Source organism: Streptomyces sp. NPDC091279 (genome assembly GCF_044757465.1).
Taxonomy (GTDB): domain Bacteria; phylum Actinomycetota; class Actinomycetes; order Streptomycetales; family Streptomycetaceae; genus Streptomyces.
In genome coordinates, this window is the sequence record NZ_JBIVVA010000015.1 from 147,636 (window position 1) to 166,186 (window position 18,551).

Below are 18,551 nucleotides of genomic sequence, written 5' to 3' on the forward strand. Positions count from 1 at the left end.
GGTGCCTCAGGACTCCTGGGTGAGGGAGACGAGCACGTCGTCCCCTTCGATCTTTACGGGGTATACGGGGACGGGGCGCGTCGCGGGTAGGCCGGACGGCTTGCCGGTGCGGAGGTCGAACGCGGAGCCGTGCAGCCAGCACTCGATCTGGCAGTCCTCGACCTCGCCCTCGGAGAGCGAGACGTTCGCGTGGGAGCAGATGTCGTGGATGGCGAACACCTCTCCCGCGGTACGGACGACCGAGACCGGCGTGCCGTCGAGCTCCACCCGCTTGGGGGTGTCCTCCAACAGCTCGCCGAGGCCACAGGCGCGAACGAAGGTGGTCATGCGACCGACGCCTCCAGCTCCTCTTCGATCTTGGTGAGGAGGCGCTCCTCGATGTCCGCGACACCGATCTGCTGGACGAGTTCGGCGAAGAAGCCACGGACCACGAGCCGGCGGGCCTCGTGCTCGGGGATGCCGCGCGCCATCAGGTAGAAGAGCTGCTCGTCGTCGAAGCGGCCGGTGGTGGAGGCGTGCCCGGCGCCGACGATCTCGCCGGTCTCGATCTCCAGGTTCGGCACCGAGTCGACCCGGGCGCCGTCCGTGAGGACGAGGTTGCGGTTCATCTCGTAGGTGTCGGTGCCCTCGGCCTTGGCCTCGATCAGGACGTCGCCGATCCACACCGCGTGGGCGCTCTCGCCCTGGAGGGCGCCCTTGTAGACGACGTGCGAGGTGCAGTGCGGGGTGTTGTGGTCGACGAGGAGACGGTGTTCCTGGTGCTGGCCGGCGTCGGTGAAGTAGAGGCCGAACAGCTGGGCCTCGCCGCCGGGGCCCGCGTAGGCGACCCGGGGGTGCAGCCGGACCAGGTCGCCGCCGAAGGTGACGACGACGGACTTGAAGGAGGCGTCGCGGCCGATCAGCGCGTTGTGCTGGCCGACGTGCACGGCCTTCTCGTCCCAGTCCTGCACGGAGACGACGGTGAGCTTGGCGCCGTCGCCGAGGACGTAGTCGACGTTGGCGGCGAGCACGCCGTCACCGGTGTGGTCGATGATGACGACGGCCTCGGCGAACGCGCCCAGCTCGATGACCTGGTGGCCGTAGGCGACACCGCCCTCGCCGTGCACGGCGATCCGGATCGGCTCGGTGAGCACCGTCTCCTTGGGGACGGTGACCACGCCGGCCTGCTCGAACGCCGAGTAGGCCTGGGCGGCGACCCGGTCCACCGGGGTACCGGCGCGGCCGATGCGGGCGTCGTCGCGGCCGACCCGTTCGACGGTGACGCCCTCGGGGGCCTCGACGGCGACCTTCACGCCCTCGCCGGTCGCGACGGCGGTGCCGTCGTGCAGCCCGCGCAGGCGCTCCAGCGGGGTGAACCGCCACTCCTCCTCACGGCCGTGCGGGACGGGGAAGTCCGCGACGTCGAAGGAGGGGGGCGCGCTCATGCGGGTGGCGACGGTCGACTCGGCGGCCACCGCGATCGATCCGGCGGTGGTGGAGGACCCCACCGTGGAGTTCTGAGCCTCAGCCATGGCTGTCGTAGTGCTCGCTTTCTGTGATCAAGAAGTGTGTCGGCCGACGGGCCGGGTCAGCCGACCGAGCCTTCCATTTGCAGCTCGATCAGCCGGTTCAGTTCGAGCGCGTACTCCATGGGCAGCTCCTTGGCGATCGGCTCGACGAAGCCGCGCACGATCATCGCCATCGCCTCGAACTCGGTCATGCCCCGGCTCATCAGGTAGAAGAGCTGGTCGTCGCTGACCTTGGAGACGGTCGCCTCGTGCCCCATGGACACGTCGTCCTCGCGGACGTCGACGTACGGGTACGTGTCGGAGCGCGAGATGGTGTCGACGAGCAGCGCGTCGCAGAGCACGTTCGACTTGGAGCCGTGGGCGCCCTCGCCGATCTCGACGAGCCCGCGGTAGGAGGTGCGGCCACCGCCGCGCGCCACGGACTTGGAGACGATGTTCGACGAGGTGTTCGGCGCCATGTGGACCATCTTGGAGCCGGCGTCCTGGTGCTGGCCCTCGCCCGCGAAGGCGATGGAGAGGGTCTCGCCCTTGGCGTGCTCGCCCATCAGGTAGACGGCCGGGTACTTCATGGTCACCTTGGAGCCGATGTTGCCGTCGACCCACTCCATGGTGGCGCCCTCGTAGGCGACGGCGCGCTTGGTGACGAGGTTGTAGACGTTGTTCGACCAGTTCTGGATGGTCGTGTAGCGGCAGCGCGCGTTCTTCTTGACGATGATCTCGACGACGGCGGAGTGCAGCGAGTCCGACTTGTAGATCGGCGCGGTGCAGCCCTCGACGTAGTGCACGTAGGCACCCTCGTCGACGATGATCAGGGTCCGCTCGAACTGGCCCATGTTCTCGGTGTTGATGCGGAAGTAGGCCTGGAGCGGGATCTCGACGTGCACGCCCTTCGGCACGTAGATGAAGGAACCGCCGGACCACACGGCCGAGTTCAGCGACGCGAACTTGTTGTCGCCGACCGGGATGACGGTGCCGAAGTACTCCTTGAAGAGCTCCGGGTGCTCCTTCAGGGCGGTGTCGGTGTCGAGGAAGATGACGCCCTGCTCCTCCAGGTCCTCACGGATCTGGTGGTAGACGACCTCGGACTCGTACTGGGCCGCGACACCGGCGACGAGGCGCTGCTTCTCCGCCTCGGGGATGCCGAGCTTGTCGTACGTGTTCTTGATGTCCTCGGGCAGGTCCTCCCAGGACTCCGCCTGCTTCTCCGTGGAGCGCACGAAGTACTTGATGTTGTCGAAGTCGATGCCCGAGAGGTCCGAGCCCCAGTTCGGCATGGGCTTCTTCTCGAAGAGCTTCAGACCCTTGAGGCGCAGCTTGGTCATCCACTCCGGCTCGGACTTCTTGCTGGAGATGTCGAGGACGACGTCTTCGTTGAGGCCGCGCTTCGCTGCGGCACCGGCCACGTCGGAGTCCGCCCAGCCGTACTCGTACTTGCCCAGTCCTTCGAGCTCGGGGTGGGCAGTCTCCTCGATGGGGAGCGTCATGCGGGGTTCCTCCCGGCGGTGCGTGCTGATGCGTTGTGGGTGGTCTTGGGGGTGGTGCGGGAAACCTTGGGGATGAACGTCGTGCAGACGCCGTCACCGTGTGCGATGGTCGCCAGTCGCTGGACGTGGGTGCCGAGCAGCTGGGAGAACATCTCCGTCTCCGCGTCGCAGAGCTGCGGGAACTTCTCCGCGACATGGGCGACCGGGCAGTGGTGCTGGCAGAGCTGCTCGCCCTGCTGCGGGGGCGGCGCGCTGCGCGCAGTGGCAGCGTACCCGTCCACGCTCAACGCCTTGGCCAGGGCTTCCGTGCGGTCTTCGGGCGCCGCGGCGGCGACCGCCGCGCGGTAGGCGCCGGCCTGTTCGGCGATCCGGGCGCGGGCGAACGCGACGACGGCCTCGTCCCCGCCGCAGCGCTCCTGAATCCAGCGCAGGGCGTCGGCGGCGAGCTTGTCGTAGGACTGGTCGAAGGCGTCGCGCCCGCAGTCGGTGAGGGCGAAGACCTTGGCGGGACGGCCCCGGGTGCGCGCGCCGTAGATCCGCTGTTCGCGGGCGGCCACGACGTCGTCGGCGGCGAGGGCGTCCAGGTGGCGGCGGACGGCGGCGGCGGTGAGGCCGAGCCGCCCGGCCAGTTCGGTGACGGTCGAGGGGCCGTGGTCCAGGATGGATCGCGCGACGCGGTTGCGGGTGGACCGCTCACCGGTCGCCAGCTCCTCCTGCGGTGCCCCCGTGGGGGTCTCCCGAGCCTCGCCGACGTTTTTCACAACGCCATTGTTGCGTAATTCATCGGGGCCGGGCAAGCCACGTCGGCCCCGACGGCGGTGCCCTGCGTCACTTAGGCTTACCTAATCTGACCTGCGGAAACGATCACCGCCGGGCCAATTCGGTGGCGCCCCAGGGCCCCGTCGGCCAGACTCCCCGACCATGCCGACACCCCCTCCGACCGGCCCGCTTGTCACCCGGGACAGCCTCGCGGCCGAGCTGCGTCAGCTCGGCGCGGCCCCCGGCGAGACCCTCCTCGTGCACGCTTCCCTCAGCAGCCTCGGCTGGGTCAACGGCGGTGCCGTCACCGTCGTCCGGGCGCTGCTGGACGTGCTCGGCCCCGACGGCACCCTGGTCGTGCCCACGCAGTCCGCCGATCTCACCGACCCCGCGCTGTGGAGCCGGCCGCCGGTGCCGGAGGCGTGGTGGGAGCAGATCCGGGCCACCATGCCGGGCTACGACCCGGCGCTTACGCCCAGCCGGGGGGTCGGGGTGGTCCCGGAGACGGTCCGCACCTGGCCCGGCGCCCTGCGCAGCGCCCACCCGCACACCTCCTTCGCCGCGCTCGGCGCCGGTGCCGCCCGCGTCGTCGACGGCCATGCCCCGGACTGCCGGCTCGGCGAGGCGAGCCCGCTGGCCCGCCTGGAGGAGGTCGGCGCCCGGGTGCTGCTGCTCGGCGCCGGGTACGACAGCTGCACCGCCTTCCACCTCGCCGAGTACCGCATACCGGCGCCGCTGGTGACGGTCGGGCGGCCGGGTCCTGGCGGCTGGGAGACGGTGACGGAGGTGTCGATCAGCGCGGAACGGTTCGACGAGCTGGGCCACGATTTCGAACGTGACCGGGCTGTCGCGCGCGGCCGGGTGGGCGCCGCCGAGGCCCGGCTCTTCCCGGTCGCGGACGCGGTGGCGTACGCGGCGCGCTGGCTGGCGGTGCACCGGCCCCGGGACGAGGAGCCTCCACCGGGGCCGGTTCCCGCACCCGCCGGTCCACCGCGCGGCCCGCGTCCCTAGACTCTGGACCCATGCGAAGCGAGCCCGTGGTCCAGGTGCAGGCCCTGGTGAAGCGGTACGGCACGAAAACCGCGGTGGACGGCCTCGACCTGGTGGCCGAGGCGGGCGTGACCGCCGTGCTCGGCCCGAACGGCGCGGGCAAGACCAGCACCGTGGAGACCTGCGAGGGCTACCGGAGACCGGACGCGGGAACGGTGCGGGTGCTCGGCCTCGACCCGGTGCGCCAGGCCGCCGAGCTGCGCCCCCGGATCGGCGTGATGCTCCAGTCCGGCGGCGTCTACCCGGGCGCGCGGGCCGACGAGATGCTCCGGCACGTGGCCCGGTTGCACGCCCGTCCGCTGGACGTGCCCGCGCTGATCGAGCGGCTCGGCCTCGGGAGCTGCGGCCGGACCACCTACCGCAGGCTGTCCGGCGGGCAGCAGCAGCGCCTCGCCCTCGCCCTCGCGGTCGTCGGCAGGCCCGAGCTGGTGTTCCTGGACGAGCCGACGGCGGGCCTCGATCCGCAGGCCCGCCGGGCCACCTGGGACCTGGTGCGCGACCTGCGTGCCGACGGCGTCTCCGTCATCCTCACCACGCATCACATGGACGAGGCCGAGCAGCTCGCCGACGACGTCGCGATCATCGACGCGGGCCGGGTCATCGCCCACGGCTCCCCCGAGCAGCTGTGCCGGGGCGGCGCCGAGAACACCCTGCGCTTCTCCGGCCGTCCCGGACTCGACGTCGGTTCCCTCCTCAAGGCGCTCCCGGCGGACTGCACGGCCGCCGAGCTGACGCCGGGTTCCTACCGGGTCGTCGGCAAGGTGGACCCGCAGCTGCTGGCGACGGTGACGTCCTGGTGCGCCCAGCACGGGGTGATGCCGGACCGCATCTCGGTGGAGCGCCACACCCTCGAAGACGTCTTCCTGGAGCTGACCGGCAAGGAGCTGCGCTCGTGACGACCACCGCCGACCCTGCCGACCCTGTCGGCCGCTACGCCCCGCAGCCCGGCGCGGCCCCGCTCCCCCGCATGATCGCGGCCCAGGCGGCCCTGGAGACCAAGCTGCTGCTGCGCAACGGCGAGCAGCTGCTGCTGACCGTCGTGATCCCGGCGCTGCTGCTCGCGCTCTTCGGCTCCGTCGACATCGTGGACACCGGCGCGGGCAACGCCGTCGACTTCCTCGCCCCCGGCGTCCTCGCCCTGGCCGTGCTGTCGACGGCGTTCACCGGGCAGGCCATCGCGACCGGCTTCGAACGCCGTTACGGCGTCCTGAAACGGCTCGCCGCGTCGCCGTTGCCGCGCTGGGGTCTGATGGCCGCGAAGACGGTGTCCGTGCTGGTCACCGAGGTGCTCCAGGTGGTGCTGCTGACGGCGATCGCGTTCGGCCTCGGCTGGTCGCCGCACGGCAACCCGCTCACCGTGCTGCTCCTGCTGGTCGTCGGCACCGCCGCCTTCTCGGGCCTCGGCCTGCTGATGGCGGGCACCCTGAAGGCGGAGGCGACCCTTGCCGCGGCCAACCTGGTGTTCCTGCTGCTCCTGGTGGGCGGCGGGGTGATCGTGCCGCTGGACAGGTTCCCGGCGGGCGTCCAGGACGCGCTGGCGCTGCTGCCGGTCTCCGCGCTCTCCGACGGCCTGCGGGAGGTGCTCCAGCACGGCGCCGGTGTCCCCTGGGCCGACCTCGGCATCCTCACCGGCTGGGCGGTCGTGGGCCTCGCGGCGGCGGCCCGCTTCTTCCGCTGGGAGTAGCGGGAACGACGGTGCGGGCGGCCCTGCCGGGGGCGGCGGGGGTGCCCCTCGTGAAAGCGTGCACAAGCCTCGCCCTACGATGGTGCGCGTGCCGAAACTGACCCGCGCCGACGCCGTTGCCGCCGTACGCAACCCGCTCGACTTCATCGCCGAACGCTGGACCCCGACACCCCGGACCGTGCGCCGGGCGGCGCTCGCCGCGCTCGTCATGTCGGTGGTCATCGTGGCGACCGGCGGCGCGGTGCGGCTGACCGGGTCCGGGCTCGGCTGCCCGACCTGGCCCAAGTGCACCGCCGACTCGCTCACCACGACCAGTGCGATGGGCCTGCACGGCGTGATCGAGTTCGGCAACCGCATGCTCACGTACGTGCTGTGCGCGGCCGTCGGCTGGGCGATCGTCGCCGCCCGCTCCGAGAAGCCGTACCGGCGTGCGCTGACCCGGCTGGGCTGGACGCAGTTCTGGGTGGTGATGGGCAACGCGATCCTCGGCGGGATCGTGGTCCTCGTCGGCCTCAACCCGTACACCGTCGCCGCCCACTTCCTGCTCTCCTCGGCGCTCATCGCCGTCGCCACGGTGATGTGGCAGCGCACGCGGGAGGGGGACGGGGCGGGGCGGCCGGTGGTCGGCGCGGCGGTGCGGCAGCTGGTGTGGTTCCTCGTCGCGGCGACGGTGCTGTTGATCGCCGTGGGCACGGTGGTGACCGGGGCCGGGCCGCATGCCGGGGACTCGCGCGAGGTCGAGCGGATGCCGCTGGACTGGGAGACGGTCGCCAAGTTGCACGCGGTGCTGGCGTGGATCGTGGTGACGTTGGTGTTCGCGTTGTGGTTCGTGCTGAAGGCTGTGGACGCGCCGAAGGAGCCGCTCGTTCGCACCCGCGAGCTGTTCTTGATCCTGCTCGCGCAGGGGGCGATCGGGTATGTGCAGTACTTCACGAACTTGCCCGAGGTGTTGGTCGGGGTGCATATGTTCGGGTCCTGCCTGGTGTGGATCGGTGTGCTGCGCGTACTGCTGTCCCTGCGGGAACGCTCCGCTGGGGGTGGGGCGTTGTCGGCGCCCGCCGTCGACGGGGTTGCGGTCGGCACACGCGCGTAGCGCTTCGCTGATAGTGCCGGACCAGGTTGTCGTTCGACTGCAACGCCGTCGTGGCTGGTCGCGCAGTTCCCCGCGCCCCTTAAAAACAGGGCGTTGCCCAGCCGTTGGCAACCTGCTCGGGACAGCTGGTCGCGCCCGCGCGGCGGAGCCGCAGATCGGCACAGCCCCGCGCCCCTTAGAAACAGCGGCGTTGCCCGGCTGTCTCTCTCTGTCTGCACGTTGTAGCGGGCGGGCGGGCAGTGCGGTTCGAGAGCGAGCAGGGGTGGGCGCCAGCGGCGGACCGCGAACCCGGTCCGGCTGTCGAAGAGCGTGGTGCCCGGCGCCGGTGGTCCCTCGGTACGGGCGAGCCGGGCCTCGAAGGTGGCGAGGCCCAGCCCCGTTCTCAAGGGCTCCCCGCGTGGCTCGACCGTGCGCTCCTCATGGTCCTGACGGGGTGAGCCCGTGTCAGGTGTTGCTCGGGCCGCCCAGCTGAATCCCGGCCATCCGCGTCCACTCGTACGGGCCGGTGCGCACCTTCGCCGCGAACTCGCCGTCGAACGTCTCGTGAACAGTGATGCCCGACCGGGTGACGGCCTGCTCGGCGATCGCCTGGCTGGGGGCCACCAGGTCGCCCCAGCCGCCGTCCGCGCCGACCAGCACGATCCGGGTGCCGCGCTCCCCGATGTAGGCCAACTGCCCCTCGGCACCGCCGTGCGCCGCGGCGAACGCCTCGATCTGCCGGGCCAGCTTCGCCGCCCTGCGCTCCGCCTTGGGGTCGGTCACGGCCGGGGACTCGTCCTGCTGCGTGTCTGCCATGGCCAGGATGCTACCGACGGGTAGATCGAACGGCGACGGGCGGGGTGCGTGGCCTTGACCACGCACCCCGCCCGTCGGGAACGTTCGAAAGGTTCTCTCGCGGGAACCCGGGCTCTATCGCAGGAAGGGGTCGACCGCGACGGCCACGAAGAGCAGCGAGACATAGGTGATCGACCAGTGGAACAGCCGCATCTCCTTGAGCTTGACGCCCGTCGCCTCGGACTTGGCCCGGTGCTGGAGCGCGTGCGCCTCCCACAGCCACCAGCCGCCCGCGGCCAGCGCGACGGTCGTGTAGAACCAGCCGGTGTAGCCGAGCGGGGTCAGCAGCAGGGAGACGGCGACCATCACCCAGCTGTAGATGACGATCTGCCGGGCGACCGTCTTGTTGGAGGCGATGACCGGCAGCATCGGCACGCCCACGCGCGCGTAGTCGTCCTTGACCTTCATGGACAGCGGCCAGTAGTGCGGCGGCGTCCAGAAGAACATCACCAGGAAGAGCACGATCGGCGCCCAGGACACCGAATTGGTGACAGCCGACCAGCCGATCAGCACCGGCATGCAGCCGGCGATGCCGCCCCACACGATGTTCTGCGAGGTGCGGCGCTTGAGGACCATCGTGTAGACGACCACGTAGAAAAGGAGCGCCCCGAGGGCGAGCCACGCGGACAGCCAGTTGACGGTGAACCCGAACAGCAGCGTCGAGATCACCGCGAGGGAGATGCCGAAGGCGAGGCACTCCCGGGGGCTGACCATGCCGGTGACCAGCGGACGCTGCGCGGTGCGGTCCATCAGCGCGTCGATGTCACGGTCGATGTACATGTTCAGCGCGTTGGCACCCCCCGCCGACAGGAAGCCGCCGAAGCAGGTGAGCAGCACCAGCGTCAGGTCGGGCACGCCCTGCTGGGCGAGAAACATCACCGGAACGGTGGTGATGAGCAGAAGCTCGATGATCCGTGGCTTGGTCAGCGCCACGAACGCTTTGACACGGGCCCCGAACGGCCGGTGACTCGGGCTCGTACTCGCACCGGGCTCCCCCACTGCCTCAAGGGCGTGGGGGGTGCCCCCACCCGCTGGACGGGATTCGACGGCCGTCACGCACACCCCTACAGAGACATCCCAGCAAGCCTCACCCCGTGTGAAGTACCGGTAAAGGCCCGCGCGTACCACGCCACTGTAGACGTTGCCCACACCTCGCCCTTCGCGGGGGTGGGGTCGTGTTGAAGGGGGGCTCGGGGGAGCAGGACACCCCTTCGATTGAGCACTCGGATGAGCGGGTCCGTATTCAGTTGCCGAACCCGATCGTGCCCGGTCGGGAGGCGGATGTGCGGGAGTCCGGTCAGTCTGGAATGACTCGAAAAAATGCACGTTCTCGCGGGGGTAGGCTCGACAACGGCCGGTGGGCGCCCAGTGCACCGGCATTCGAACATGTGGAGAGGAGCCCTGACCCAGGGTGAGCACCAAGCCGACCACCACAGACCTCGACTGGACCGAGTTGGACCAGCGCGCCGTGGACACCGCCCGCGTCCTGGCCGCCGATGCCGTACAGAAAGTCGGCAACGGCCATCCCGGTACCGCGATGAGCCTGGCTCCGGCCGCGTACACCCTCTTCCAGAAGGTGATGCGGCACGATCCGGCGGACGCCGACTGGGTCGGACGCGACCGGTTCGTGCTGTCCGCGGGCCACTCGTCCCTGACGCTCTACACGCAGCTGTTCCTCGCCGGGTTCGGCCTGGAGCTGGACGACCTGAAGGCGTTCCGCACCTGGGGCTCGAAGACCCCCGGCCACCCCGAGTACGGCCACACCACGGGCGTCGAGACGACGACGGGCCCGCTCGGCCAGGGTGTCGCCAACGCGGTGGGCATGGCGATGGCCGCCCGCTACGAGCGCGGTCTGTTCGACCCCGAGGCGCCGCAGGGCGAGTCGCCCTTCGACCACTTCATCTTCGCGATCGCCGGTGACGGCTGCCTCCAGGAGGGCATCTCCGCCGAGGCGTCCTCGCTCGCGGGCCACCAGCGGCTGGGCAACCTGATCCTGCTCTGGGACGACAACCACATCTCGATCGAGGGCGACACCGAGACGGCCGTCTCCGAGGACACCCTCAAGCGGTACGAGGCCTACGGTTGGCATGTGCAGCGCATCGCGCCGCAGCCGGACGGCGACCTCGACCCGCACGCCCTCTACAACGCCGTCGAGGCCGCGAAGAAGGTGACGGACAAGCCGTCGTTCATCGCGATGCGCTCGATCATCGCCTGGCCCGCCCCGAACGCGCAGAACACCGAGGCCGCGCACGGCTCGGCGCTCGGCGACGACGAGGTCGCGGCGACCAAGCGGATTCTCGGCTTCGACCCGGAGCAGTCCTTCGAGGTCTCCGACGAGGTCCTCAAGCACACCCGGCAGGCGCTGGAGCGCGGCCGCGAGGCGAAGGCCGCGTGGGGGACGTCGTTCCAGGCGTGGCGCACCGCCAACCCGGAGCGGGCCGCCGAGTTCGACCGGATCAGCGCGGGCGAGCTGCCGGCCGGCTGGGAGGAGAAGCTCCCGGTCTTCGAGGCGGGCAAGGGTGTCGCCACCCGCGCCGCGTCCGGCAAGGTCCTCCAGGCGCTCGGCGCGGTCGTGCCGGAGCTGTGGGGCGGCTCGGCCGACCTGGCCGGCTCCAACAACACGACGATCGACAAGGACAGTTCGTTCCTCCCGGCGGGCAACCCGCTGCCCGAGGCGGACCCCTACGGCCGGACCGTGCACTTCGGCATCCGCGAGCACTCGATGGCCGCGGAGATGAACGGCATCACCCTGCACGGCCACACCCGTGTCTACGGCGGCACCTTCCTGGTGTTCTCCGACTACATGCGCAACGCGGTGCGACTCTCGGCGCTCATGCACCTGCCGGTGACGTACGTGTGGACGCACGACTCGATCGGCCTCGGCGAGGACGGCCCCACCCACCAGCCGGTGGAGCACCTGGCGTCGCTGCGCGCGATCCCGGGCCTGAACGTGGTCCGCCCGGCCGACGCCAACGAGACCGTGATCGCCTGGCGCGAGATCTTCCGCCGGTACACCAAGGAGTTCGGCAAGGGCGCCCCGCACGGCCTCGCGCTGACCCGCCAGGGCGTGCCGACGTACGAGCCCCACGAGGGCGTCGCCAAGGGCGGGTACGTCCTGTTCGAGGCCGACGGCGGCAGCCCCGAGGTCATCCTGATCGCCACCGGTTCCGAGGTGCACGTCGCCGTCGAGGCGCGCGAGCAGCTCCAGGCCGACGGGGTGCCGACCCGGGTCGTGTCGATGCCGTCGGTGGAGTGGTTCGAGGAGCAGGAGCAGGGGTACCGGGAGAGCGTGCTCCCGCCGGCCGTGAAGGCGCGGGTCGCCGTGGAGGCGGGTGTCGGGCTGACCTGGCACAAGTACGTCGGGGACGCCGGCCGCATCGTCTCCCTGGAGCACTTCGGTGCTTCGGCGGACGCCAAGGTTCTCTTCAAGGAGTTCGGTTTCACCGCCGAGAACGTGGCCGCCAAGGCGCGGGAATCCGTCGACGCCGCGCGACGCTGACGCTCACATACGACACGTAGGAGATGTAATTCCATGACAGACGCACTCAAGCGCCTCTCCGAGGAAGGCGTGGCGATCTGGCTGGACGACCTGTCGCGCAAGCGGATCACGTCCGGCAACCTCGCCGAGCTGATCGACCAGCAGCACGTCGTGGGCGTCACCACCAACCCGTCGATCTTCCAGAAGGCGATCAGCAGCGGCGACGGTTACGAGCAGCAGCTCACCGACCTCGCGGCCCGCAAGGTCACCGTCGAAGAGGCGATCCGCATGATCACCACGGCGGACGTCCGCGACGCCGCCGACATCCTGCGCCCGGTCTTCGACGCCACCGGCGGGACCGACGGCCGCGTCTCCATCGAGGTCGACCCGCGCCTGGCCCACCACACCGCGCCGACGGTCGCCGAGGCCAAGCAGCTGGCCTGGCTGGTCGACCGGCCCAACACGCTCATCAAGATCCCGGCCACCAAGGCGGGTCTGCCGGCGATCACCGAGGTCATCGGCCTCGGGATCAGCGTCAACGTCACGCTGATCTTCTCCCTTGAGCGGTACCGGGAGGTCATGGACGCCTACCTGGCCGGCCTGGAGAAGGCCAAGGAGCGCGGCCTGGACCTCTCGCTGATCCACTCCGTGGCGTCCTTCTTCGTGTCCCGCGTGGACACCGAGATCGACAAGCGGATCGACGCGCTGGGCACCGACGAGGCCCGTGCCGCCCGCGGCAAGGCCGCCGTCGCCAACGCGCGCCTCGCCTACCAGGCGTACGAGGAGGTCTTCTCCTCGGACCGCTTCACCGCGCTCGCCGGCGCCGGTGCCGGTGCCAACAAGCAGCGCCCGCTGTGGGCGTCGACCGGTGTGAAGGACCCGGCCTACAAGCCGACCCTCTACGTCGACGACCTGGTGGCGCCGAACACCGTCAACACCATGCCGGAAGCCACTCTCCAGGCCACCGAGGAGAGCGGCGAGATCACCGGCAACGCCATCGTCGGTACGTACGCGCAGGCCCGCGCCGATCTCGACGCCGTCGAGAAGCTCGGGATCTCCTACGACGAGGTGGTGCAGCTCCTGGAGGACGAGGGCGTCGAGAAGTTCGAGGCGTCCTGGAACGACCTGCTCAAGTCCACCGAGGCGGAACTCAAGCGCCTCGCCCCGTCGGAGGGCTGAGAACGTTGTCGAGCAGCAACCCGCTGCGTGACCCCGCAGACCGACGGCTCCCGCGTATCGCGGGGCCGTCGGGCCTGGTCATCTTTGGCGTCACGGGCGATTTGTCACGTAAAAAGCTGATGCCCGCCGTGTACGACCTCGCCAACCGGGGGCTGCTGCCGCCGGGCTTCTCGCTGGTCGGGTTCGCCCGCCGGGAGTGGCAGCACGAGGACTTCGCGGCCGAGGTCCATGACGCGGTCAAGGAACACGCCCGCACGCCGTTCCGTGAGGAGGTCTGGCAGCAGCTCATCCAGGGGATGCGCTTCGTCCAGGGCACCTTCGACGACGACGACGCGTTCGAGCGGCTGCGCGGCACCATCGAGGAACTGGACAAGGCGCAGGGCACGGGCGGCAACTTCGCCTTCTATCTGTCGGTGCCGCCGCGCTCGTTCCCGGTGGTCATCCAGCAGCTGAAGAAGCACGGCCTCGCCGACCAGAGCAACGGCTCCTGGCGGCGCGCGGTGATCGAGAAGCCGTTCGGCCACGACCTGACGTCGGCCGAGGAGCTGAACAAGGTCGTCCACGAGGTCTTCGCGCCCGACCAGGTCTTCCGCATCGACCACTACCTCGGCAAGGAGACCGTCCAGAACATCCTGGCGCTCCGCTTCGCCAACACGATGTTCGAGCCGATCTGGAACCGGTCCTTCGTGGACCACGTCCAGATCACCATGGCCGAGGACATCGGCATCGGCGGCCGGGCCGGGTACTACGACGGCATCGGCGCCGCCCGTGACGTCATCCAGAACCACCTGCTCCAGCTGATGGCGCTGACCGCCATGGAGGAGCCCGCGGCGTTCGACGCGGACGCGCTGGCCGCCGAGAAGACCAAGGTGCTCGGCGCGGTACGGCTGCCGAAGGACCTGGGCAGCGCCACCGTGCGCGGCCAGTACGCGGCGGGCTGGCAGGGCGGCGAGAAGGCGGTCGGCTACCTCCAGGAGGAGGGCATCGACCCCAAGTCGAAGACCGACACCTACGCCGCGATCAAGGTCGAGGTCGACAACCGCCGCTGGGCGGGCGTCCCCTTCTACCTGCGCACCGGCAAGCGCCTCGGCCGCCGGGTCACCGAGATCGCCGTCGTCTTCCAGCGGGCCCCGCACTCCCCCTTCGACCACACGGCGACGGAGGAGCTGGGCAAGAACGCGATCGTCATCCGCGTCCAGCCCGACGAGGGCGTCACGGTCCGGTTCGGCTCGAAGGTGCCGGGCACCTCGATGGAGATCCGGGACGTGTCGATGGACTTCGCGTACGGCGAGTCCTTCACCGAGTCCAGCCCGGAGGCGTACGAGCGGCTCATCCTCGATGTGCTGCTGGGCGACTCGAACCTCTTCCCGCGCACCGAGGAGGTCGAGCTGTCCTGGAAGATCCTCGACCCGATCGAGCAGTACTGGGACCGGCACGGCAAGCCCGCCCAGTACGCGTCCGGCACCTGGGGGCCGGTCGAGGCGGACGAGATGCTGGAGCGAGACGGACGGAGCTGGCGCCGGCCATGAAGATAGATCTGACGGACACCACGGCCAGCAAGATCAACAAGGCGCTGGTGCAGGGCCGCCGGGCGATCGGCACACCGGCCGTCGGCATGGTCCTGACCCTCGTCATCGTCACCGACGAGGAGAACGCCTACGACGCCCTGAAGGCGGCGAACGACGCCTCCCGCGAGCACCCCTCGCGCACCCTCGTCGTCGTCCGGCGCGTCTCGCGCACCTCCCGGGACCGCACGGCGTCCCGCCTGGACGCCGAGGTGCGCCTCGGGGTCGAGGCGGGCACCGGCGAGACGGTGGTGCTGCGCCTGTACGGCGAGGTGGTGGACCACGCGCAGTCGGTGGTCCTGCCGCTGCTGCTGCCGGACGCCCCGGTGGTGGTCTGGTGGCCGGTGGACGCGCCGCTGGACCCGGCGAAGGACCCGCTGGGCGCTCTCGCCCAGCGCCGGGTGACGGACACCTACGCGTCCGAGCAGCCGGTCCGGGACCTCGGTGCCCGCGCCGACACCTACACCCCCGGCGACACCGACCTGTCCTGGACCCGCATCACGCCCTGGCGTTCGATGCTGGCGGCCGCGCTCGACCAGGTCACCTGTGAGGTGGCCGCGGTCGAGGTGGAGGGCGAGGAGTTCAACCCGAGCTGCGAACTGCTGGCGATGTGGCTCGCGGACCGGCTCGACGTGCCGGTGAAGCGGTCGCTGTCCACGGGCCCGGGTCTGACGGCGGTCCGCATGGACACCGACTGCGGCCCGATCGTCCTGGACCGCGCCGACGGTGCGCTGGCGACGCTCTCCATCGAGGGCCAGCCGGACCGCGGGGTCGCGCTGAAGCGCCGCGAGACGGCCGAGCTGATCGCGGAGGAACTGCGTCGGCTCGACCCGGACGACACCTACGCCTCGGCCCTGCGCTTCGGCGTGGACCGGCTGAACGCGGAGGCGGAGAAGGCGGAGGCCGAGGCGGAGTCCAAGGCGGAGTCCAAGGCCGAATCCACGGCGGGGTCGGCGGCTCCGGCCGAGGCCGGGGCCGGGGCCGGTGCGTCGGGAACGGCGGCGAAGTCGTCGTCGGCCGCGACGCCCGCGAAGAAGGCTCCCGCCAAGAAGACCGCGGCGAAGAAGGCGGCGGCGAAGTGAACACGCCGCAGCTGGTCGTGCACCGCGACAAGGAGCTGATGGCCGAGGCCGCCGCGGCCCGCCTGATCACGCGGATCGTGGACGCGCAGGCCTCCCGGGGCTCCGCGTCCGTGGTCCTCACGGGCGGCCGCAACGGCAACGGCCTGCTCGCCGCGCTGGCGTCGGCTCCCGCCCGGGACGCCGTCGACTGGGCCCGCCTCGACCTGTGGTGGGGCGACGAGCGCTTCCTGCCGGAGGGCGACCCGGACCGCAATGTCACGCAGGCCCGCGCGGCTCTGCTGGACGCGGTGCCGCTGGACCCGGAGCGCGTGCACGCCATGCCCGCCTCCGACGGACCGTACGGCTCGGACGTCGACGCGGCGGCCGAGGCCTACGCGGCCGAACTGGCTCGCGCCGCCCGGCCCGAGGACCACGGCCCGGTGCCCTCCTTCGACGTGCTGATGCTCGGCGTCGGCCCGGACACCCACGTGGCGTCGCTCTTCCCCGAGCTGCCCGCGGTCCGGGAGACGGAGCGCACGGTGGTCGGCGTCCACGGCGCGCCCAAGCCGCCGCCGACCCGGGTGACCCTCACCCTGCCGGCGATCCGGGCGGCCCGCGAGGTGTGGCTGCTCGCGGCGGGCGAGGACAAGGCGGAGGCGGCGGAGATCGCCCTCTCCGGCGCGGGTGAGATCCAGGCACCGGCGGCAGGCGCGTACGGCCGCCGCCGCACCCTGTGGCTCCTGGACGCGGCAGCGGCCTCCCGGCTCCCCCGAGCCCTCTACCCCCCGGCGACGTCGTAGCGAGCACCCGCGCAGAACACCACCAGTGCGGCGGAGGTCCCAGGACCACCGCCGCACTGGCGTGTCCGGGGGGCGCGGCCTTACCCAACGTCCGTACAGCGAACGCCGGTTGGCCGCTCCCCGGCCGGGCCGACCGGAACGGAGCACCGGAGGCTCGCGCCCCTCGCCCCGCTTCCCCGCGCGAAGACCCTGGGCAACGAGCGTACGGCTCACGCCCGTTGCGGGAGCCCCGGCCGCGACGACCGAGGCGAACCGCCAAAGACCCCGCACCCCGCCCCGCACCCACCCACGAAGACTCCCCACCCTCCTCAACGACCTTGCCGCGCGGGCCGGTTGAGGGGAGGCCCCACGGGGACGGGGAGGCCGGGCCGGAACGACGGAGACCCCGCGCCCCCGCCCCACGTCCGCGTACCGAGACTCTCCGCCCCGCCCAACAGCCCTACCGCGAGCCCCGGTTGTGCCGGCACCTCAACGACCTTGCCGCACAGGCCGGTTGAGGGGACGCCCCACGGGGACGGGGAGACCGGGCCGGAACGCCAAAGACCCCGCACCCCGCCCCGCACCCACCCACGAAGACTCCCCACCCTCCTCAACGACCGCACCCCCGGCACCTCAACGACCTTGCCGCACGGGCCGGTTGAGGGGACGCCCCACGGGGACGGGGAGGCCGGGCCGGAACGACGGAGACCCCGCGCCCCCGCCCCACGTCCGCGTACCGAGACTCTCCGCCCCGCTCAACAGCCCTACCGCGAGCCCCGGCTGCGCCGGCACCTCAACGGCCTTGCCGCACAGGCCGGTTGAGGGGATGCCCCACAGGGACGGGGAGGCCGGGCCGCAACGACGGAGACCCCGCGCCCCCGCCCCACGTCCACGTACCGAGACTCTCCGCCCCGCTCAACAGCCCTACCGCGCACCCCGGTTGTGCCGATTCCCCGGCTGCGGTGGCCACGGCAGATGCGGGGCGCTGTACGGGTTGCCGTGGGGATGCGCGTACGGGTTTCCCTGGGGCGGGACGGGGCCGTGGCCCGGTATGGAGGACGGGGGCGCCGGGGTGAGCCGGGGCAGGGTCGCCGGGTGGGCGGCGAGGCGGATGCCGTACCGGGAGCGCAGACGGCGCAGTTCCAGGAGGGCGATGCCCGTGACGGTGACCGGCGCGCCGAGGATGAAGATCACGCCCATGGTGAGGCTCAGGCCGTGCAGATCGCCGGTGAGCAGGTCGGGGAGGGCCATCAGCCAGGTCGTCACCATGGCCAGCAGCGCGGGCAGACCCCGGTGCACGGCGGCCGTGCCGAAGAAGTTGCCGGTGAGCCGGACGGCACCGGCGACCACGAAGACGACCAGCCAGAGCACCACGAACTTCAGCAGAAACCCGGGCAGCGCCCCGAAGACATCGCTCCACCGCAACAGCAGATAGGTGACAAGGACCGAGCCGACGAACAGCGCCAGCAGCTTGAACGCGTCGGACAGCGGCCCCCGCAGCTGTCCCACCGTCCCAGAGCGCCGCCACACCCACAGCATCACGCCGACCGTGAGCGGGGTGAGGAGGAAGAGGACGACCGACGCGGTCGCCGCGTTCCCCACGATCTCGTCGAAGGAGAACCCGCCCTCGACGTAGGTGTAGACGCCGAGGGCGGCGAACGCCCCGGCGACGACCCTGATCCGTTTGAGCTTCTCCACGGTCGGGTCGACCGATTCCGGAATCCAGGCCGGGTGGAACACCGCCCGCGCCACCTGATGCGGCTTCAGCAGGCTCTTGGCGGTCAACGTGCCGCCGGTCCACCGTCCGCGTGCGTTCGTCACTGCGCTCCCCCGAGCGGTCGTGCGGATGATCGACGGGAGTCTACGGGAACGGCCGGCCCCGCGCCGCCCGCTCCCGGCTCCCCTTGGCGCTAACGGCCGCGCAGCTCCCGGTACTTGGCGACCAGGGCGACGCTCGACGCGTCCAGTCCCGGTACCTCCGTGCCCTCGGTGAGGGCGGGTTCGACGCGCTTGGCGAGGACCTTGCCCAGCTCCACGCCCCACTGGTCGAAGGAGTCGATGTGCCACACCGCGCCCT

The 18,551-nt window shown here is 71.2% G+C and carries 17 protein-coding genes and 1 pseudogene; 9 read left to right on the forward strand and 9 right to left on the reverse strand.

Features of this window, described 5'->3' with window-relative positions; all coding sequences use genetic code 11:
* Positions 1 to 6 precede the first annotated feature (6 nt).
* Genes ACIQOU_RS32090 through ACIQOU_RS32105 form a run of 4 tightly spaced genes read right to left on the reverse strand, consistent with a single transcriptional unit; the run spans position 7 to position 3,753 of the window.
* The gene (locus ACIQOU_RS32090) at positions 7 to 327 is read right to left on the reverse strand and encodes a non-heme iron oxygenase ferredoxin subunit (RefSeq protein WP_401542543.1); all 321 of its coding nucleotides are present in this window, start codon (positions 325 to 327) and stop codon (positions 7 to 9) included.
* A complete protein-coding gene (sufD, locus tag ACIQOU_RS32095; protein ID WP_401542546.1) occupies positions 324 to 1,511 on the reverse strand; it encodes a Fe-S cluster assembly protein SufD in 1,188 nt (395 codons plus the stop codon). The genes ACIQOU_RS32090 and sufD overlap by 4 nt, the downstream gene beginning before the upstream one ends.
* A gap of 56 nt (positions 1,512 to 1,567) precedes the next feature.
* Positions 1,568 to 2,992, reverse strand: coding sequence for a Fe-S cluster assembly protein SufB (sufB, locus tag ACIQOU_RS32100; RefSeq protein ID WP_401542549.1), 1,425 nt, complete (start codon positions 2,990 to 2,992; stop codon positions 1,568 to 1,570).
* A complete protein-coding gene (locus ACIQOU_RS32105; RefSeq protein WP_401542552.1) occupies positions 2,989 to 3,753 on the reverse strand; it encodes a helix-turn-helix transcriptional regulator in 765 nt (254 codons plus the stop codon). Before ACIQOU_RS32105 ends, sufB begins: the two co-directional genes overlap by 4 nt.
* A 160-nt stretch (positions 3,754 to 3,913) precedes the next feature.
* On the opposite strand from ACIQOU_RS32105, the gene ACIQOU_RS32110 reads away from it, so the two are divergent.
* The 4 genes from ACIQOU_RS32110 to ACIQOU_RS32125 all read left to right on the forward strand — a co-directional run bounded on the left by ACIQOU_RS32110 (position 3,914) and on the right by ACIQOU_RS32125 (position 7,578).
* Positions 3,914 to 4,762, forward strand: a complete 849-nt coding sequence (locus ACIQOU_RS32110) for an aminoglycoside N(3)-acetyltransferase (protein ID WP_401542555.1) — start codon at positions 3,914 to 3,916, stop codon at positions 4,760 to 4,762.
* Between the two features lie 11 nt (positions 4,763 to 4,773).
* A complete protein-coding gene (locus tag ACIQOU_RS32115; protein WP_401542558.1) occupies positions 4,774 to 5,697 on the forward strand; it encodes an ABC transporter ATP-binding protein in 924 nt (307 codons plus the stop codon).
* A gap of 71 nt (positions 5,698 to 5,768) precedes the next feature.
* Complete coding sequence (locus tag ACIQOU_RS32120; RefSeq protein ID WP_401542592.1) at positions 5,769 to 6,485, forward strand: ABC transporter permease; 717 nt, start codon at positions 5,769 to 5,771, stop codon at positions 6,483 to 6,485.
* Positions 6,486 to 6,564: 79 nt separating this feature from the next.
* Positions 6,565 to 7,578: a heme A synthase gene (locus tag ACIQOU_RS32125; protein WP_401542561.1), complete on the forward strand. Its 1,014-nt coding sequence runs from the start codon at positions 6,565 to 6,567 to the stop codon at positions 7,576 to 7,578.
* Positions 7,579 to 7,739: 161 nt separating this feature from the next.
* Here the strand turns inward: ACIQOU_RS32125 and ACIQOU_RS32130 are convergent.
* From ACIQOU_RS32130 to ACIQOU_RS32140, 3 genes and pseudogenes are all read right to left on the reverse strand, one after another.
* Positions 7,740 to 7,964 (reverse strand): annotated as a pseudogene (locus tag ACIQOU_RS32130) (amidohydrolase); the annotation flags it as partial.
* 58 nt (positions 7,965 to 8,022) lie between these two features.
* Positions 8,023 to 8,373 carry a hypothetical protein gene (locus ACIQOU_RS32135; RefSeq protein WP_401542564.1) on the reverse strand — a complete coding sequence of 117 codons (351 nt, stop codon included), beginning with the start codon at positions 8,371 to 8,373 and terminating at the stop codon, positions 8,023 to 8,025.
* 114 nt (positions 8,374 to 8,487) lie between these two features.
* Positions 8,488 to 9,474, reverse strand: a complete 987-nt coding sequence (locus tag ACIQOU_RS32140) for a heme o synthase (RefSeq protein WP_401542566.1) — start codon at positions 9,472 to 9,474, stop codon at positions 8,488 to 8,490.
* 349 nt (positions 9,475 to 9,823) lie between these two features.
* On the opposite strand from ACIQOU_RS32140, the gene tkt reads away from it, so the two are divergent.
* From tkt to pgl, 5 genes are read left to right on the forward strand one after another with little or no spacing between them, the layout of a single operon-like run.
* Positions 9,824 to 11,911 (forward strand): transketolase, encoded by a 2,088-nt coding sequence (gene tkt / locus ACIQOU_RS32145; RefSeq protein ID WP_401542569.1) that lies wholly within the window; start codon positions 9,824 to 9,826, stop codon positions 11,909 to 11,911.
* A gap of 33 nt (positions 11,912 to 11,944) precedes the next feature.
* Positions 11,945 to 13,069 (forward strand): transaldolase, encoded by a 1,125-nt coding sequence (gene tal / locus ACIQOU_RS32150; protein WP_401542572.1) that lies wholly within the window; start codon positions 11,945 to 11,947, stop codon positions 13,067 to 13,069.
* A complete protein-coding gene (gene zwf / locus ACIQOU_RS32155) occupies positions 13,066 to 14,598 on the forward strand; it encodes a glucose-6-phosphate dehydrogenase (RefSeq protein ID WP_401542594.1) in 1,533 nt (510 codons plus the stop codon). Before tal ends, zwf begins: the two co-directional genes overlap by 4 nt.
* The gene (gene opcA / locus ACIQOU_RS32160; RefSeq protein ID WP_401542575.1) at positions 14,595 to 15,716 is read left to right on the forward strand and encodes a glucose-6-phosphate dehydrogenase assembly protein OpcA; all 1,122 of its coding nucleotides are present in this window, start codon (positions 14,595 to 14,597) and stop codon (positions 15,714 to 15,716) included. Before zwf ends, opcA begins: the two co-directional genes overlap by 4 nt.
* Entirely contained in the window at positions 15,713 to 16,495 is a 783-nt protein-coding gene (pgl, locus tag ACIQOU_RS32165; protein WP_401542578.1) for a 6-phosphogluconolactonase, read from the forward strand. The genes opcA and pgl overlap by 4 nt, the downstream gene beginning before the upstream one ends.
* Before the next feature lie 903 nt (positions 16,496 to 17,398).
* On the opposite strand, the gene ACIQOU_RS32170 is transcribed toward pgl, so the two are convergent.
* A complete protein-coding gene (locus ACIQOU_RS32170) occupies positions 17,399 to 18,295 on the reverse strand; it encodes a hypothetical protein (RefSeq protein ID WP_401542580.1) in 897 nt (298 codons plus the stop codon).
* Between the two features lie 89 nt (positions 18,296 to 18,384).
* A partial coding sequence (locus ACIQOU_RS32175; RefSeq protein WP_401542597.1) for a hypothetical protein occupies positions 18,385 to 18,551 on the reverse strand: 167 nt, incomplete at its 5' end.

Bases quoted from the DNA above. Each gene is read 5' to 3' on its own strand.
- ACIQOU_RS32115 (WP_401542558.1), top strand. From the start codon at position 4,774: ATGCGAAGCGAGCCCGTGGTCCAGGTGCAGGCCCTGGTGAAGCGGTAC.
- ACIQOU_RS32090 (WP_401542543.1), bottom strand. From the start codon at position 327: ATGACCACCTTCGTTCGCGCCTGTGGCCTCGGCGAGCTGTTGGAGGAC.
- ACIQOU_RS32135 (WP_401542564.1), bottom strand. From the start codon at position 8,373: ATGGCAGACACGCAGCAGGACGAGTCCCCGGCCGTGACCGACCCCAAG.
- tal (WP_401542572.1), top strand. From the start codon at position 11,945: ATGACAGACGCACTCAAGCGCCTCTCCGAGGAAGGCGTGGCGATCTGG.
- sufB (WP_401542549.1), bottom strand. From the start codon at position 2,992: ATGACGCTCCCCATCGAGGAGACTGCCCACCCCGAGCTCGAAGGACTG.
- sufD (WP_401542546.1), bottom strand. From the start codon at position 1,511: ATGGCTGAGGCTCAGAACTCCACGGTGGGGTCCTCCACCACCGCCGGA.
- ACIQOU_RS32120 (WP_401542592.1), top strand. From the start codon at position 5,769: ATGATCGCGGCCCAGGCGGCCCTGGAGACCAAGCTGCTGCTGCGCAAC.
- opcA (WP_401542575.1), top strand. From the start codon at position 14,595: ATGAAGATAGATCTGACGGACACCACGGCCAGCAAGATCAACAAGGCG.
- ACIQOU_RS32110 (WP_401542555.1), top strand. From the start codon at position 3,914: ATGCCGACACCCCCTCCGACCGGCCCGCTTGTCACCCGGGACAGCCTC.
- ACIQOU_RS32125 (WP_401542561.1), top strand. From the start codon at position 6,565: ATGGTGCGCGTGCCGAAACTGACCCGCGCCGACGCCGTTGCCGCCGTA.